We start from the raw sequence: 15,282 nt of genomic DNA, 5'->3' as shown, positions 1-15,282 counted from the left end.
CTCAGCCGCCTGTTACCCGAAATTCCAGAGTATCTGGTGTGGTGCCAACGCCATTGACCGGTGTCACATCCTGTGGACAGGCGGACATGACAGCAACCACATCGGTTTCAGCGCGAAATGACATCTGATCGCCAGGGGCGGACACTGGCGGTTCAAAACTGGTGCTGCCATCGGCGCGCACCGGCACATTCATCCACAGGTTAAAGGGCGCAGGTATGGCAGGGGCGCGCAACCCGATAGCGATCAATGCCTGACGCAGGTTGTCGGCGCAATTGTCGTGGTATTCGGCGCATCCCAGCTGCTGATAACGCGCATGATCACAGGACGCGATCACCGTGTCGTGGACACCGGGGGATGTATCTTCGGTGATCGTCATCAGGTCGTGCCGCAGGTTCGATGTGATCCCGTCTCCTACCTTGGGGAAAATCGATCCCAGCGCGGTGTGCAGATGTTCCATCGAGGAATATTCGCCCAGGTCATCCGAGGCAAAGATCCAGAAATCGCAGACCTGATGACCGGATGGGTTCGAAATGGTCAGGGTTTGGCCCGCATTAACCCGCACAGCCATGCCGCAACGCGCTGCGATGGTGTAAAGCCGTCCCGGTTCGGGCGACCCGTCTGCCGAAATCGCTATGTCGAGAGAACGGTTGGTACCGTCCGGTTGGCCGGGATCGAATACAGTCATGGTGCGGACCTTTCGCGGGAAATCATCCTCTCCAGCACACACCAAAGCGGGGCTCGCGAAAACTGAGGAAAATTCAGGTCAGACCAAAGGTTTTCTAAGGTTTCCCCCAAGGCAAAAGGGTTGAAGGGCTCTGAAGCAAAACAGGTCCTGTGTTGCGATCAAATCTCCAGAGTTTCCATGCGCTGTTGAATGTCCTTTAAGCTGACAAGGCGATCGACCCAGTCCTGTGGTGGACCATGGACCGCGCCCAGCACACCCCCAAGCAGGATTGCACGACCACAGGAATCGCCCCCGGCCCGAATGTTGCGACGGATGGCATCTGTGTAAGTCGGAGCGGTCAACAGGGTATGAACCACGCTGGGTAGACCAAAGGACAGCTCGCACGCCATGCCAATATCGGCAGTAAAGTCTTCGGTGCTTTGATCGGTAGCGGCGCAGGCGGCCTCCAAAGGGGCGCGAATGGAGTTATCCGCGACTGCGAGCCCGGCGTTCACGGCCTGGCGGGCGTTGTGACCATCGCGGGCGGCGACCAGCATTGCGGTTGCAACCTGTCCATAAACCTCGGCGATATCCGTGTTGTTTGTGGTGCGAATAGCAGCCACGGCGTTGCGTTCTTGCCCGGCGGCGATCAATGCCGGCAACTTTGCCACCGCGGGCAACTGTGTGTCGTCTGCTCCAGGACAGGCAGAATCCCCCGTCTTTCGGGCCATCAGGTTTTCCAGAGTTTCGCGGGTGGCGTGGTCGATATACCCCTGATAACTCCCGCCGTCGCCAAAATGGGTCAGAAACGCCTGTTCGTAATGGGTTTGGTTGTATCGCCCTTCTGATGTCGCAAGTGCGTGCAACATGACCATCAACTGTTCGCCGTATTGGGTCAGATCGCCAGGTGCTTTGGACGGGTGTGCGAAATAGGACGGGATCCCGTCATAATCTTGCCTGGTGGTGATGCAGAATTCCGGTTTTGCCCCCCCTACGGCACGAATGCGCGGTTGATCATAAATCCAGTGCAGCCCCAGGGATGCGGCATCCCCGACCAGTGCGCCCAAAATCATGTCGCGATTTTTGCTCATCCCGTCTGTCTCCTATCCCTGCACCGCACCGCGGTCAGCATTCAGTTTCTGTCCGGTAATGTTAACGGCCAGCGGCGATGCGAGGTAGAGGTACGAAAGCGCAACATCTGTGGCGGATTGAACACCCGGCAGGGATTGATCATTGCTGATTTCGCGCGCAACCTCTTTCGCAGAGATGCCACGGTCGCGCGCAATTTCCTTTAGAGTATTCAACGCAGGACCGGTCATTACCCAACCCGGGCAGACCGCGTTTACCCGAATCCCGCGGGGACCCAATTCATGCGCCAACGTGCGCATGAACCCGATATTGGCGTGTTTGGAGGCGACATACGCACCCAGCTCCGGCACTGCCGTGCTGCCCCAAATTGATGCAGTGATGATAATACGTCCTCCGTCCCGCATCAGCGGAACAGCAGCGCGGGTGGAAAGATAGGTGCCCACCACGTTGATATCTATGATGCGGCGAAACGTGGCTTCGGCATCGGCGCTGCGATCATCAATAGGAGTCACAGCTTCTAGACCCGCGTTGGCGACAAACACATCCAATGCCGGGATCTGGCTGAATATGGCGTCTACCCGTGCGCTATCGGTAATGTCACAGGTCCAGCCGGTGACGGATTGTCCGGTTTCCCCGGCCAAGGTGGCCGCAGCATCATGTACATCCTCTCCTTGTGACAGAATGTGAACTGTTGCGCCCTGGTGGGCAAAGGAGTGGGCCACGCCATATCCGATGCCTCGGCTGGCACCTGTCACCATGACGGTCTGCCCGCTGAAATCGAGCCCGCGAATGTCTTGCATGTTCTGTGTCTCCGACAAAAAAGGACGGTGCCGGCCAGAGCCAGACACCGTTTGAGTTCAGGGAGTATGTCTTACCAGGTCAGCCCTTCGGCAGGTCGGGATGGAAACCAGCTTTCGGGTTCGGGATAGTCCCAATCATCGGGAAAGACGTAGGTTTCAAACGTGGTGCCGGTGGCGTCCTGGGTATCGAAAAAGGCAAATGAATTGCGTCCTTGCCATTTGCCTGACTGCACCATTTCGAACCCGCGTTGTTCCAGATCAGCAATCCGTTGCTCCCACGGCATGTCATTGCAGTCATAGGCGATATGGTGAAAACCAGTTCCGCACTGGTCCAGGAAATCCTGAAAGATGGATGGCCCCCACAAAGGTTGCATCAGCTCCCAGATCATGTTGCCAGATTTGGCAAAACACACCTTGAGCGCGAATTCGCAAGGGATGCCGCGATAGGTTTGATCCGTCACAGTTTCCGGTGAAAACGTATAGACGGCCCATGGACCGATGCCCAATTTGCACAAGCCTTCCATCGTTTTGATATGGTCGTCGGTGACGATGCACAATTCGACGACGTTGCCCAGAAAGGTATTGGACAACGTTTCATTGGTCACGACAGATGGCAGGGTGGACAGGTCCATGGGCGGGCTCCTTACTTTTCGGTACCGTCGACACCGGCGATGGCAAGATGCGGTAAAGGCATCACCCCAAGCTGGAAGAACAGGCCCAGAGTGTCTTCGTGGTAGAGGTAGTCGGTGACTTTGCCGTTCGCGTCGAACTTGAACCACTCGGCACCATAAATGTCGACTTTGCGGCCGGTGCCGGGGATGCCGTAAAAGTCTCCCTTGTGGGTGCCGCGCAGGCGGAACCGGCTCATCACAGTGTTGCCGTCGGCCACCAGATCAATGGCGTCCTCATGGATGTCGGGAAAGGCGGCGCGCCAGAAATTCACCAGCGTCTTGAACCCTTCGCGGCCCGTAGGCCAGCCTTCGAGAAACTGGGCGTGGCTGACGTTCTCGTCAAAGATTTCGTCGATCTTGTCCATGTTGCCTTGGTTCCAGCAGATGCCATAGATATCGGCGACGGTCTGTTTGTTGCGATCCTGTTCGGTCATGTTGGTCTCCTGTTTCCGGTCGGGAGCACCGTGGCAACCAGACGGTGCCTGTGTCACCCGACGAAACCTCATGCCTGGGCTGAGGAGATTTCAGGCACTGTTTCAGGGAATCCCCGCTAACACTGCCGTCAGCCTCTTGGTTGGTGTCCGATGTTCTATCGACTCCGGCAGAGCGCCGATGACCGTGCGCAACGGCCCATCACACAAATGGCGGACAGGTCCGATCCCTTGTGGTTTCGGTCTACGGGAAAGGTTTGCTCAAACGCACCTGCGCCCCGCCCAAGGACAGAAAACCAAAACGTTCCAACTGGGAGGAACACAAAAATGACACTCAACACATTCAAGACCAGAGCCCGAACCGGCCTGTTGGCCTGTGCGATGGCGGCCTGTGGATTCACGGCAGCGGCGGACATTATCTCGTTGGGCGCGCCTATTCCCTTGACCGGGTATTTTGCTGCCGATGGTGTCACGATGGAGCAGGCGATCACCTTGGCGGTGGATGAAATCAACGCCAAGGGCGGTTTGCTGGGCAATGAAGTAGAAGTCGTGACCTTTGACATCGGCGATTTGACCCCGGACAAGCTGGCCGCTGCGGCTGCAAACCTGATCGAACGCGGCGGTGTCAGCGCGCTGATCAACGGCTATGGCGGTATGGGGCCGGACATTCCGGCGTTTTGTCCGTATGGCATCCCTTATATCCACAATGACGCTGTGATCGGCGTGATCGACCTGGCAGAACGTATGGGATGCAATGCCATCTTCAACGCGTCGGATGTGGATGTGAATTACGGCAAATCACAGTTTGATATGGTGCTGAATACCGGTCATGACTTTGGCACAAAACGTCTGGCTATTGTACACGGTGATTTCGAATGGGACATCAACAATGCCAAATCCATGGCGGAGGCAGCCGAAGCCGTCGGTTGGGAAGTCGTTTACGTTCAGGAAGTGCCGTATGACACCGTGGAATGGACGGGTATCCAGTCCCAGATCCGGGCAGCAGAGCCATCGCTGATTCATCTCGAAGCGCTCGAGCCTGCAGTCGCCACAACGTTTTTGTCGCAATACAAGAATAACCCAGCAGGCGAGGCGTTGTTGAATGTCGGCTATATCGGTGCAACCCCCGGTCTGGATGATGTGATTGTACAGGGTCAGGCCGAAGGCATCCTGACGTTCACTTTGAATGCTCATCAGGACAACGAAGCGGGCAATGCATTCGTCGAGCGTTGGAAAGACGCCTATGGCGCAGAACCTTCGGTCAGCCTGGCTGCCGCTGTATACGACATGGTCAACATGTGGGCCGCTGCCGTAAAACAGGTTGGCAATGCGGATGACCATGCCGCCGTCGCCAATGCAATCCGAGACATGAAATATGACGGTCTGGTTGGCAAATTCGCCTTTAACGACCGCAACTTTATCGACAACGGGTCCGAGACCCAGCCCGCGCAGCTGTTCCAGGTGCAAAACGGCCAGCGCGTGCGCCTGGTCGTGGGTGACACCCGTGTGGGTGACATCGTGAAACCGTCGTGGATCCAATAACGATCCCGACGTCCGCCGCGCCTTTGCTCTCCCCCTCTTCTTCCAAAGGTGCGGCGTTGTTTTCTCTCGTTTCCCGTCACTCAGAGCCGGAAGGAGCCTCTGCATGACACAAATGTCTCTCACAAACGTCACGATGCAATTTGGACCGTTCCGGGCGTTGACGGATCTGTCGTTTGGAATTGAACGTGGTGAAATTCTGGGCGTTGCCGGGCCAAATGGAGCCGGGAAATCGACGTTGATGAATGTCTGTACCGGTGGGTTGCAGGCGACCCGTGGTTCCGTCGTGTTTAACGGGCAGGACATCACCGGGTTCAAGCGCCATTCCCGCTGTGGGCTGGGAATTGCTCAGACCTTTCAGATCCCGACGCTATTGTCGTCGGTCACGGTTGGTGAAAACCTGCTGGCGGGTCAGATCTTTGGGCACGAAGTTCGCGGCGCTGCGATGGACATTCCGCTGCGCGATATCCTGTATCTGACCCAGCTGGAGGATCAGTTGACCCTGCCTGCATCTCAGGCGGATTTGTTGACCCGCAAGCGGATCATGTTGGGGGCGGCGCTGGCTACAGGCCCCGAGATCATCTTTATGGACGAACCCTTGGGTGGGTTGAACGCCCAGGAAATTGTCGAATTCCTGCAAGTGATCCGCCATGTGCGTGAAGAATTGGGCATCACCATTGTCATGGTCGAACACAAGACCCGTGCCCTGGCCGAGATCGCAGACCGCATTCTGATCATCAATTTCGGCGCGTTTGTCATGCTGGATACGCCCGGTGTGGTGCTGAATGACGACCATGTGGTCGAAATTTACCTGGGAAAGAAACACGATGCTTGAGGTGAGTAATATCAACGCCTTCTACAGCGATTTCCATGTGTTGCATGATGCGTCGCTAAAGGTGAACAAGGGTGAGTTGGTGGCTGTCGTCGGTGCCAACGGACATGGCAAAAGTACCCTGCTCAAAGCGATCTGCGGTTTGACCCCGGTGAAGTCCGGCAAAATCCGGTTCGCCGACCACGACACGACCAGCCGTCGCGCACCGCATCTGGTGTCGCAGGGGTTGGTTTATGTTGCTGAGGACCGACGGTTGTTTCCGGACATGACCGTGTTGGAAAACCTCCAATTGGGGGCCTATCTCGCGCAGGCGCGGGCACAGGAAAAACGCAATCTGGATCATGTGTTTTCGCTTTACCCCCGGTTGGCTGAACGGCGCCACCAACTGTGCCGCTCGCTATCGGGGGGAGAAGCACAGATGGTGGCGCTGGGGCGTGGGTTGATGTCGAACCCGACGCTGTTGGCGATTGATGAACCGTCGCTGGGCCTGGCTCCGAACTTGACTGAAACCATGCTGCAAACCGTATCTCAGCTGAACCGCGACGGCCTGACGGTTCTGCTGGTGGAGCAAAGCCTCGCACTTTTGAAGGGCATGATTGATCGGGTTTACACAATCGAAGAAGGCACGGTCAGCGAAACGGACACCGACAACATGCAGGAGGTCCTATGACCCAGATCTTCGAAATTCTGCTAAGCGGGATCACCCAGGGCGCTGTGTATTGTGTGGTCGCGGTTGGGCTTTCGCTGGTCTATGGCGCATCGCGCATTTTGAACTTTGCCCATGGGTCACTGTATTCTCTGGGCGGTTTTCTGGCGTGGTATCTCGTGGCAGGCGGGTTTGACCTGCCGTTGTGGATGGCCGTGCTGATCATATTGCCGGTTCTGGCCCTGACTGGGATTGGGATCGAACGCGTGATCATCCGTCCGCTGCGCGGCTCTGACAACTGGAAGATCAATACAATCATGGTGACGCTGGGCCTGGCTTTTATCATTGAAAACGGCCTGCAGCTGGTGTTCGGCCCGGGCACCCGCACCATTGCGCCCTTTGTCGAGGGGACGTTGGAACTTGGGGGGATTACGCTGAGCTGGTACAAGGTTTGGATCTTTGCGATTTCGCTGATGTTGGTTGGGGCGCTGGAGTATTTTCTGGGCCACACCCGGTACGGCCAGGCCGTGCGCGCCGTCAGTCAGGACATGCAGGGTGCCAATCAGGTGGGGATCAACGTCAATCAGGTGTTTTCGTTCACCTTTGCGCTGTCGGTGGTTTTGACCGGGATCGCTGGTATCCTGTTGGCACCGGTGTTTCTGGTGTCTCCGTTGGGGGGATGGGCCCCTTTTCTCAAGGCGTTTGTGATCGTTGTTCTTGGCGGTTTGGGCAGCACCAAGGGCGCGTTCGTCGCGGCCTTTATCCTGGCCGTTCTAGAAGCGTTTGTCATTTTCTATATCGGCCCGAGCTGGGCCATGCCGGCCTGGCTGGTGATGCTGATCGTCGTTCTGATGGTCCGTCCAAAGGGTCTGTTCGGTGTGTGGGAGAACTGAGATGTCTGATATTTCAAAACCCGATACGTCGATGATTGCATCGGTGTTTACTGGCAAGGGGTTGGTGCGGGATTCGCTGGTCTTTTGGGCGGTGATCGCTGGGTTGGCGATGCTGGGAGCGGTGCTGGGGGACAGCTATGTCCGTCACATTTTTATCCTGGTGTTCATTTGGTGCATCGTGATTGCCAGCTGGGATCTGATTCTGGGGTATGCCGGGATTTTCAACTATGCCCAATTGGTGTTCTTTACATTCGGAGCCTATGGCTCGGCGATGTTGTCGATCTATGCCGGTTTCACGCCGCTGTTGTCCATCCTGAGCGCCGCCGCAATCGGTGCAGTGATCGGAGTGGTCATTGCGATCCCGAGCCTGCGATTGAAGGGCGAATATGTGGCGTTGTTTACTTTTGCCGTGCATTTGGCGCTACCGCCGCTCATCCAACAGGGCAAGGCGATTGGCATGGGTGGCAACACCGGATTGCTAGGTATCCCGTGGTTGAACCTGTTCGGCTTTCAGGTGTCGTCGATTGACAAGCTGACCTGGTATTGGGTTTCGCTGTTTCTGGGCGCGTTGTGTGTCTGGCTGATCTATTTCATCGTGTTGCGGGGGCGTATGGGGTTGGCCTTTGTCGCGATGCGGGATGCGGATACATTTGCTCAGGCTATTGGCGTCAACGAATATAAATACAAACTGTTGGCCTTTGTTGTATCTGCCGTTTTCACAGCCGTCGCAGGAGGGATCTATGCCCATTATACCAGCGTCGTAACGCCCAAGATTCTGGGGACCGAGTTTTTTCTGATGGCAATGGTCATGCTGGCCATTGGCGGAATGGGGCGGTTCCCCGGAGCGATATTGGGCGTATTCCTGGTGGTCATTGGCAATGAGCTGCTGCGCAGTTTTGATGACTATCGGCTGCTGCTGCTCGGAGTGGTCGTGGTGGTGACGGTAATATGCCTGCCTCGGGGGATTGCCGGGCTGTTTGAAAGACAATCAAAGCAGCCGTGAACCAATAGAGCCCGCCCGGTATCTGGCGGGCTCTATTGGTAGTTCCGTTCAACCCACCGATCCAGCTGTGCTACGACCCGGCGCAGGGATGCCCCTCGATCCGTTAGGGTGTATTCCACATGTGGTGGAAAGATCTGGACCTGTTTGCGACTGACAAGTCCAAGGCCTTCGAGATCGCGCAACACGCCTGTGAGAACCTTTTGTGAGATGCCGGACAATCGGTTGCGCAACACATTGGTGCGCATCGCCCCGTCGCCCAAGGCATCAATTGTCAGCAAGGCCCATTTGTTCGACAACTTTCCCAGAAAGACATGCGACGGGCAGCGGTCGGAAAAAACGTCCCCGATCTGGCAGGGTTCGCTGGTCTGGTCGGCTGCCCCGGTTGGTGTCATTGGTCTGCTACCGAATTGGGGATCCCTTTTGCCCCGGCAAACACCACCAGAATGCGCACTGGCACATCGCCGGTATTCTGCCCATTGTGCGAGGTCGCCATCGCCTCATACACCGCCTCACCGGCTGTGTAAGTGCGGGTGCCATGTTCTCCATAATCCACGGTCAGTTCGCCTTCGAGCATGTAGCCCACCAAAGGAACCGTGTGGTGGTGCCATCCGGTTTGCCCATTGGGCGGCAGGGTCACGATGGCGGTGGTGATTTGTGCGGGATCTGAGGGATAAGTGATTTCTTGCCCCAACACGGTTTCCCCTGCGGACAACAGCAGCTTTACCTGTGGTTTGGGGATCTCCTGGGCAACCAGAGATCCTGCGCTCAGACACAAAGCGCAGATAAAGGTGGTCAGGGTCTTCAAGGCGAGAACTCCAGCAAATCGGTCAATGTGACATTAGGTTGGTGAACTGTCTAACACCAAACACAATTTTCTGATGTCAGAAATTTCAGTACGCGGAACCGATAACTAATTATGATTCATTGTAAATCTGACTGTTCACGGCGTTTCACTCATGGGCTGAGCTTTTCTCAGTTGCTGGAATCCGGTGTGCGGCGATCCTGTGTACACAACCAGGCCCTCCAATAAGTGAGGGCCTTACAGTGACCAACAGGAAGACCGACACAGTGACCGATCTAGCCAAACTCAGCGCGACAGAAACCGCCCTGGCCATCCGCGAACGCCGGGTGTCCGCCACCGAAGTCATGCAGGCCGCAATTGCCCGGATCGAAGCTGCAGATCCCAAGTTGAACGCTTTTGTGTTCACGTCATTTGACGAAGCATTGGACAATGCCAAACAGGCCGACGAAGCCGTAGCGCGCGGCGATGCATTGGGCGCGCTGCACGGTGTGCCGACCGCGATGAAGGATTTGTTCGACTTCAAACCTGGCTGGCCCAGCACATTGGGTGGCATTCCTCAGCTCAAGGAAAACATCGCTGACATGAAGTGCGGTTTTGTCGAGAGCATGGAGGCCGCAGGCGCGATTTTTGTGGGCAAAACCAACAGCCCGGCCATGGGTTTCCGGGGAACCACGGACAACGCGGCCTTTGGTCCGACGTCAAATCCGTTTGACACCACCCGCAATGCCGGTGGGTCGTCAGGTGGATCTGCGGCTGCTGTGGCCAGCGGTATGCTGGCCGTGGCCGAAGGCACCGATGGAGGTGGGTCGATCCGCATTCCGGCGGCTTGGACCAATACGGTTGGCTACCGCGCATCGGCGGGGCGCACGCCGCTGTTGGTGCGCCCCAACGCGTTTGCCAACACGTTGCCGTATATTTTCGAAGGCACCATTACCCGCAATGTCCAAGATGCCATCGTGTCGCTGGGCGTCTTGCAGGGTGCCCATCCGGGCGACCCGAATTGCCACGACATGGTCAATGATTTTGCCGATGCGGGCCTGCGCGGCATCAAGGGCATGAAAATCGGCTATAGCCCGAATTTGGATGTTTTCCCGGTAGAAGATGAGGTCAGGGATGTTGTCGCGGATGCTGTCAAAGTATTCGAGCAGGCCGGGGCCGAGGTCGAAGAGATCAAAATCGGCCTGACCCGGGATCAACGCGAATACAGCGATATCTGGTGCCGCCTGTTTGTACCCATCATGCGCCACAGTTTTGAAGCGATCAAAGCCAGCGGTCTGGATCTGCTGTCCGACGAACACCGCCATGGTTTGGCCCCGGATCTATTGGAGTGGGTTGAACGCGTCGGGCCGGGCTACAGCGCTGACGACCTGTTTCGTGATCTGTCGGTCCGCTCCGAAGTGTTCGACGCCTATCAGGCCACATTTGCCAAATATGATTTGATCGTCTCGCCGACTGTGACGGCAATGCCGGTGAAAAACACAACCGACGGCAATACCAAAGGTCCAAGCCGGATCAATGGCATCGAAATAGATCCGCTGATCGGCTGGTGCCCGACGTTCCTGACAAACTTTACCGGGCATCCGTCGGTGTCCGTGCCTGCCGGGCTGGGGACATCCGGCCTGCCGGTAGGCCTGCATATCGCTGGACGTCGTCAGGCCGATGGCGACGTGTTGGCCGCTGCCGCCGCATTCGAACGTCTGCGTCCCTGGGCGCAGCACTATGACCGGATCGCGCTCTAACTCCCCGCGAACGGTTTCCTCCGGACCCGGCCCTCTGAACTCTCCCGAACTCTCCGGGGGTCGGGTTCTCTTTTGCCGAATGAAATCACCACTTCCAACAGGAGAACAAAGATGAAAAACACCTTCAAAGCCCTGGCGCTGTCCGCTGCGATGGTCGTCGGCGCCGCTACCGCCAGCTTTGCCGAAGACCGCCCGATCACCGATGCCGTGATCGTCGAATACCTGGAGTTCAACCTGGTTGATGGCTCCAACCCCGATGAATTCCTGCGCGAAACCCTGGCGATGGACGTGGTTCTGGAGGGCTATGACGGTTTCGTCGCCCGCCACCTGGCGCGCAACACCGACGGCTCCTGGGTCGAAGTCGTCTATTGGACCTCGCTGGAAACTGCTGAAGCCGCGTTGCCCCGTTTTGTCGAAGATCCGCGCACCAAGGGCTTTCTGTCGCTGGTCGATGGGGACTCGCTGTCGGTGAAATACTCCAACGTCTTCGAATTCTGATGATCTGGGCGGGGCGGCCCGGGGCTGCCTCGCCTCACTGATACCAACCGTAAAATCGCGGACCTCTTCCAACAGACCAACAGGGACAAACCCATGAAAAACATGACTAGAACCTTCGCTCTTGCGATGGGCCTGACCGTCGGCACGCTGGCCCAAGCCGCTGACATCAAAGACGTCACGACCGAACAGGTGCGCGCCGCGGCGGCCAATGCCTGTGAGGGTGGCAAAACCTACAAGGTCGCCTATAGCCATTCGGTTTCCGAGGTTGCGATCGTCAAGCAGGTGCGCCGGTTTGCCGATGCGCGCGCCGCGGATCTGGGCTGTGTGACAGTGCTGCATGACAACACGCAGGCCAATAACCTGGAACAGCAGATCAACGCCATCCAGGGCTGGATTACATTGGATGTGGACGCCATTGTTGTCTTGCCGATCGAACCCACCGCGTTGCAGCCGTTGCAACGCCAGGCGCAGGCACAGGGCATCAAATGGCTGACCTATCTGGGCAAGATGGACGGATCGGACGGATTCGTTGGATTTGACCACGCGCAATCCGGTCAGATCGTGGCGCAGGCCGCCGTGGATTGGGCCAAGGCCAACAACGTCACAGATGCCAAAGCGTTGGTAACCACATTGACGCCGCTGCCACCTTTGGCCCCGCGTTGGACCGAAGTTACCCGAATATTTGCCGAAAACGGGATCACGGTCGTGGCCGAACAGGATGCCGCCGACCAGACCAATGGTCTGCGGGTGGCCGAAACCGTGCTGCAACAGCATCCCGATCTCGACATCATCATCGGCATGGCGGATGACGCCGCCGTGGGCGCGCTGCGTGCGATCAAGCTGAGTGGTGCCAATGGTGACGCGATGTTTGTTGGGGGTCAGGATGGCTCTCTCGAAGGGTTGTCTGCTGTGAACGACGGTGGGGCGTACCGCGCCTCTGCAGCGATCCTGATCAACGAACTTGGTGCTAATATCGTCGATCTGGCGCTGAATGCCGTGCGCGATGTCGAACCCAGCTTTGCCTATACCCCGACGGTTCTGGCTAGCAAGGCGGATCAGGCGTTGTTGGACAAGCTGCTCGCCAATTACGCCAACTGATGCGTCCCGGACAAGGAGACAACCAATGCGTCTTGAGGTGAAAGACCTGCGCAAATCCTATGGCCCGGTTGCCGTGCTCAAAGGGGTGGATCTGACCGTAAAGGCCGGAGAGGTTTTGGCCTTTCTCGGGGCCAATGGGGCCGGGAAATCCACGCTGCTTAACTGTGTCAGCGGGGCGCAGGATGCGGATGCAGGCGATATCCTTGTCGACGGGGCGTCGCTGCGGGGCGCGTCACCCAGACAGGTTCAGGACCAGGGAGTTGCGATCATCTATCAGCACTTCCAAGTCTTTGAAGGTCTGAGCGTCGCCGACAACATTTTTCTCGGTCACGAGATCAAGCGTGGCGGTCGGGTGGACCGCCGCGCCCAGAACGCCCAGGCGCGCGATCTGCTCGCGCGTTTGGGAGTTGACGATATCGACCCGCGCGGCGACTTGGGCGCGCTGGGGGTCGGAGAACGCAAGGTGGTGGAAATTGCCCGCGCGCTGCGATTGAAACCGAAATTCTTGATCCTGGATGAACCGACCGCATCCTTGTCGGACAAAGAGGCCAAAGCCCTGCACGAGGTGATCCGCCAGGCGGTGGCAAATGACGGAATCGGGGTGATCTATGTCACCCACTTTCTCGATGAAATCCCCAAGATTGCCGATCAGGTCACGATTCTGCGCGATGGTCGCATTTTGTGGACCCGCCCTGTGGGCGAGGTGTCGATTGCCGACATGACGGATGCGATTTCACCGGATGCGCTGATGAGCGGGCTGGAGAGTATCCCGTTTGTCGCGGATGGCCCCGAAGCCCTGCGGCTGAGTAATCTAAAGACAGGATTTGTTGGCCCCATCAACGTGGGGCTGCACCGGGGCGAGGTGCTGGGTATCTATGGGTTGATGGGTGCGGGGCGCACCGAATTGCTGGAATGTCTGTCGGGTGCCGCGCCGCTGTCGGGGGGGGAGATGGTATTGAATGGCGAAAAACGCGCCTTCTCTTCGCCACGCGATGCGCTGACCAACGGGGTTGCACTGGTGGCGAGCGATCGCAAGGAGCAAAGCCTGTTTGCCAGTTTTTCGGCAGTTGAAAACCTGATGGTGCCACATATGGGCCGATCGCCGATGCCACGGCTGCTGCGCAGCTTTCAGCAGGAAGGACGTGGTTTTGAACGGGCGGCCCGGCGTTTGAACATCCAACCACCGAACCCCCGGTTGCAGGGGCAGCGGTTCAGCGGCGGCAACGCCCAGAAGATCATGGTTTCTCGCTGGTTGCTTGAAGGGTCGGGGGTGCAATTGCTGTTGCTGGACGAACCAACTCAAGGCGTCGATATCGGGGCACGTCACGAATTGTACGAGGCCCTGGCCGACGTTAAACGCAAGGGCACGACGATCATTGTGGCCAGCTCGGATGCAACCGAAATCTGTCTGCTAGCGGACAAGGTGATGGTGCTGGGGCGCGGTCAACAAGTGGCCCTGATCGACAATCCCCACGACGAAGAACAGCTGATTGAACTGGCACACAAGGCCGAACACAGCGCCGAACAGATGGAATTGACCTGATGACCGATACAGGAATGACGCGGGGCGCGGCTGCAGCACCCGAAAACCCCAAGAACCGTGATTGGTTTGAATTGTCGGTGGCGGCGGCGCTGCCGGTTGCGATTGCGGCTCTGGCCGTGTTTTTTTATCTGAATGCGCCGGTGTTCATGACCGCCAACAATTGGATTTCGATTTCGGTGCAGGTGTCTGCGTTGATGACGATTTCAATCCCCTTTGCAATGCTGTTGATGGCGGGCAAGATTGATTTGTCTGTGGGTTCGACCCTGGCGTTATGTGGTGTCGTCGCCGGTCTCAGCTTTGAGCCGCTTGGTATCCCTGGCGCTATTTTGCTGACATTGGCGGTCGGGACCGGAGTCGGATTGATCAATGGTTTGCTGGTCGCGTCGCTGGGGATGTCGCCGATCATTGTCACGCTCGGAACGCTGACTCTGATCCGGGGTTTGGCGCAATGGCTGGCCCCCAATCCGATCTTTGGCTTTCCTGAGGAATTCTTGGTCATTGGTTATGAGCGGGTGCTGGGGTTGCCAATCCTGACGTGGATCATGATGGCAGTGATCGCGCTGGGGGCGGCTGTAATGGCCTTGTTGCCCATCGGACCCCAGATTGTGGCCCTGGGTGTAAACCAGCGGGCCGCCTTTTTGGTGGGGTTGCGGGTCAAGGCCATTGGTATCGCGCTCTATGCCGGAACCGGATTTTTTGTGGCGGTCGCGGCCTTGATGAGCATTTCGCGGATCAATTCGGCACCGGCGGGCACCCTGGGGGTCGGGGTTGAACTGAGCGTGCTGACGGCCGTGTTGTTGGGTGGAATCCCGTTTGCCGGTGGCAAGGGATCTGTGATCCGCGTCGTGTTGGGGGTGTGGTTGTTGGGCATGTTGGCAAACGGGCTGATTCTGATGAACGTTCCAACTGAGTTGAGTTTGATGACGACTGGTCTTGTTCTGGTTGTGGCCGCTGCTTTGGACGTGTTGCGTTCACGACGAAGCTGAACCCAGACTATCCCCATTGGCCCCTTCCTTGTGGAGGGGTCTCGCCTT

General features: G+C 57.5%; 17 protein-coding genes. 10 read left to right on the top strand and 7 right to left on the bottom strand.

Going from position 1 to position 15,282, the window contains the following annotated elements; all coding sequences use genetic code 11:
• Position 1 precedes the first annotated feature (1 nt).
• The 5 genes from QEZ52_RS21105 to QEZ52_RS21085 all read right to left on the bottom strand — a co-directional run bounded on the left by QEZ52_RS21105 (position 2) and on the right by QEZ52_RS21085 (position 3,658).
• Positions 2 to 685 (bottom strand): urea carboxylase-associated family protein, encoded by a 684-nt coding sequence (locus QEZ52_RS21105; protein WP_343211988.1) that lies wholly within the window; start codon positions 683 to 685, stop codon positions 2 to 4.
• Between the two features lie 158 nt (positions 686 to 843).
• Entirely contained in the window at positions 844 to 1,755 is a 912-nt protein-coding gene (locus QEZ52_RS21100; RefSeq protein ID WP_343211987.1) for an ADP-ribosylglycohydrolase family protein, read from the bottom strand.
• Positions 1,756 to 1,767: 12 nt separating this feature from the next.
• Positions 1,768 to 2,553 carry an SDR family oxidoreductase gene (locus QEZ52_RS21095; protein WP_343211986.1) on the bottom strand — a complete coding sequence of 262 codons (786 nt, stop codon included), beginning with the start codon at positions 2,551 to 2,553 and terminating at the stop codon, positions 1,768 to 1,770.
• Positions 2,554 to 2,624: 71 nt separating this feature from the next.
• A complete protein-coding gene (locus QEZ52_RS21090) occupies positions 2,625 to 3,185 on the bottom strand; it encodes a VOC family protein (protein ID WP_343211985.1) in 561 nt (186 codons plus the stop codon).
• 11 nt (positions 3,186 to 3,196) lie between these two features.
• The gene (locus QEZ52_RS21085) at positions 3,197 to 3,658 is read right to left on the bottom strand and encodes an ester cyclase (RefSeq protein WP_343211984.1); all 462 of its coding nucleotides are present in this window, start codon (positions 3,656 to 3,658) and stop codon (positions 3,197 to 3,199) included.
• A gap of 324 nt (positions 3,659 to 3,982) precedes the next feature.
• On the opposite strand from QEZ52_RS21085, the gene QEZ52_RS21080 reads away from it, so the two are divergent.
• The 5 genes from QEZ52_RS21080 to QEZ52_RS21060 all read left to right on the top strand — a co-directional run bounded on the left by QEZ52_RS21080 (position 3,983) and on the right by QEZ52_RS21060 (position 8,568).
• Positions 3,983 to 5,197 (top strand): ABC transporter substrate-binding protein, encoded by a 1,215-nt coding sequence (locus QEZ52_RS21080; RefSeq protein ID WP_343211983.1) that lies wholly within the window; start codon positions 3,983 to 3,985, stop codon positions 5,195 to 5,197.
• 103 nt (positions 5,198 to 5,300) lie between these two features.
• The gene (locus tag QEZ52_RS21075) at positions 5,301 to 6,029 is read left to right on the top strand and encodes an ATP-binding cassette domain-containing protein (RefSeq protein ID WP_343211982.1); all 729 of its coding nucleotides are present in this window, start codon (positions 5,301 to 5,303) and stop codon (positions 6,027 to 6,029) included.
• A complete protein-coding gene (locus QEZ52_RS21070) occupies positions 6,022 to 6,696 on the top strand; it encodes an ABC transporter ATP-binding protein (protein ID WP_343211981.1) in 675 nt (224 codons plus the stop codon). Before QEZ52_RS21075 ends, QEZ52_RS21070 begins: the two co-directional genes overlap by 8 nt.
• Positions 6,693 to 7,565 (top strand): branched-chain amino acid ABC transporter permease, encoded by an 873-nt coding sequence (locus QEZ52_RS21065; RefSeq protein ID WP_343211980.1) that lies wholly within the window; start codon positions 6,693 to 6,695, stop codon positions 7,563 to 7,565. The genes QEZ52_RS21070 and QEZ52_RS21065 overlap by 4 nt, the downstream gene beginning before the upstream one ends.
• A gap of 1 nt (position 7,566) precedes the next feature.
• A complete protein-coding gene (locus QEZ52_RS21060; protein ID WP_343211979.1) occupies positions 7,567 to 8,568 on the top strand; it encodes a branched-chain amino acid ABC transporter permease in 1,002 nt (333 codons plus the stop codon).
• Positions 8,569 to 8,600: 32 nt separating this feature from the next.
• Here the strand turns inward: QEZ52_RS21060 and QEZ52_RS21055 are convergent, their stop codons facing one another.
• The gene (locus QEZ52_RS21055; protein ID WP_343211978.1) at positions 8,601 to 8,960 is read right to left on the bottom strand and encodes a helix-turn-helix domain-containing protein; all 360 of its coding nucleotides are present in this window, start codon (positions 8,958 to 8,960) and stop codon (positions 8,601 to 8,603) included.
• Positions 8,957 to 9,373 carry a cupin domain-containing protein gene (locus tag QEZ52_RS21050; RefSeq protein ID WP_343211977.1) on the bottom strand — a complete coding sequence of 139 codons (417 nt, stop codon included), beginning with the start codon at positions 9,371 to 9,373 and terminating at the stop codon, positions 8,957 to 8,959. The genes QEZ52_RS21055 and QEZ52_RS21050 overlap by 4 nt, the downstream gene beginning before the upstream one ends.
• Before the next feature lie 263 nt (positions 9,374 to 9,636).
• Between QEZ52_RS21050 and QEZ52_RS21045 the strand changes: the two genes are divergently transcribed.
• The 5 genes from QEZ52_RS21045 (at position 9,637) to QEZ52_RS21025 (ending at position 15,234) form a co-directional block, all read left to right on the top strand.
• A complete protein-coding gene (locus QEZ52_RS21045) occupies positions 9,637 to 11,109 on the top strand; it encodes an amidase (protein WP_406651279.1) in 1,473 nt (490 codons plus the stop codon).
• Between the two features lie 111 nt (positions 11,110 to 11,220).
• Positions 11,221 to 11,607 (top strand): hypothetical protein, encoded by a 387-nt coding sequence (locus tag QEZ52_RS21040; protein ID WP_343211975.1) that lies wholly within the window; start codon positions 11,221 to 11,223, stop codon positions 11,605 to 11,607.
• 93 nt (positions 11,608 to 11,700) lie between these two features.
• Positions 11,701 to 12,705, top strand: a complete 1,005-nt coding sequence (locus tag QEZ52_RS21035) for a sugar ABC transporter substrate-binding protein (RefSeq protein ID WP_343211974.1) — start codon at positions 11,701 to 11,703, stop codon at positions 12,703 to 12,705.
• Positions 12,706 to 12,730: 25 nt separating this feature from the next.
• Entirely contained in the window at positions 12,731 to 14,248 is a 1,518-nt protein-coding gene (locus QEZ52_RS21030; RefSeq protein ID WP_343211973.1) for a sugar ABC transporter ATP-binding protein, read from the top strand.
• Positions 14,248 to 15,234, top strand: a complete 987-nt coding sequence (locus QEZ52_RS21025) for an ABC transporter permease (RefSeq protein WP_343211972.1) — start codon at positions 14,248 to 14,250, stop codon at positions 15,232 to 15,234. The genes QEZ52_RS21030 and QEZ52_RS21025 overlap by 1 nt, the downstream gene beginning before the upstream one ends.
• Positions 15,235 to 15,282: the final 48 nt, after the last annotated feature.

The sequence above is a fragment of the Aliisedimentitalea scapharcae genome (genome assembly GCF_045277565.1).
Lineage (GTDB): Bacteria > Pseudomonadota > Alphaproteobacteria > Rhodobacterales > Rhodobacteraceae > Aliisedimentitalea > Aliisedimentitalea scapharcae.
Note: the sequence above shows the minus strand (reverse complement) of the source record. Positions and strands in the feature narration are given on the sequence as shown.

Bases quoted from the DNA above. Each gene is read 5' to 3' on its own strand.
- QEZ52_RS21105 (WP_343211988.1), bottom strand. From the start codon at position 685: ATGACTGTATTCGATCCCGGCCAACCGGACGGTACCAACCGTTCTCTC.
- QEZ52_RS21100 (WP_343211987.1), bottom strand. From the start codon at position 1,755: ATGAGCAAAAATCGCGACATGATTTTGGGCGCACTGGTCGGGGATGCC.
- QEZ52_RS21095 (WP_343211986.1), bottom strand. From the start codon at position 2,553: ATGCAAGACATTCGCGGGCTCGATTTCAGCGGGCAGACCGTCATGGTG.
- QEZ52_RS21090 (WP_343211985.1), bottom strand. From the start codon at position 3,185: ATGGACCTGTCCACCCTGCCATCTGTCGTGACCAATGAAACGTTGTCC.
- QEZ52_RS21085 (WP_343211984.1), bottom strand. From the start codon at position 3,658: ATGACCGAACAGGATCGCAACAAACAGACCGTCGCCGATATCTATGGC.
- QEZ52_RS21080 (WP_343211983.1), top strand. From the start codon at position 3,983: ATGACACTCAACACATTCAAGACCAGAGCCCGAACCGGCCTGTTGGCC.
- QEZ52_RS21075 (WP_343211982.1), top strand. From the start codon at position 5,301: ATGACACAAATGTCTCTCACAAACGTCACGATGCAATTTGGACCGTTC.
- QEZ52_RS21070 (WP_343211981.1), top strand. From the start codon at position 6,022: ATGCTTGAGGTGAGTAATATCAACGCCTTCTACAGCGATTTCCATGTG.
- QEZ52_RS21065 (WP_343211980.1), top strand. From the start codon at position 6,693: ATGACCCAGATCTTCGAAATTCTGCTAAGCGGGATCACCCAGGGCGCT.
- QEZ52_RS21060 (WP_343211979.1), top strand. From the start codon at position 7,567: ATGTCTGATATTTCAAAACCCGATACGTCGATGATTGCATCGGTGTTT.
- QEZ52_RS21055 (WP_343211978.1), bottom strand. From the start codon at position 8,960: ATGACACCAACCGGGGCAGCCGACCAGACCAGCGAACCCTGCCAGATC.
- QEZ52_RS21040 (WP_343211975.1), top strand. From the start codon at position 11,221: ATGAAAAACACCTTCAAAGCCCTGGCGCTGTCCGCTGCGATGGTCGTC.
- QEZ52_RS21035 (WP_343211974.1), top strand. From the start codon at position 11,701: ATGAAAAACATGACTAGAACCTTCGCTCTTGCGATGGGCCTGACCGTC.
- QEZ52_RS21030 (WP_343211973.1), top strand. From the start codon at position 12,731: ATGCGTCTTGAGGTGAAAGACCTGCGCAAATCCTATGGCCCGGTTGCC.
- QEZ52_RS21025 (WP_343211972.1), top strand. From the start codon at position 14,248: ATGACCGATACAGGAATGACGCGGGGCGCGGCTGCAGCACCCGAAAAC.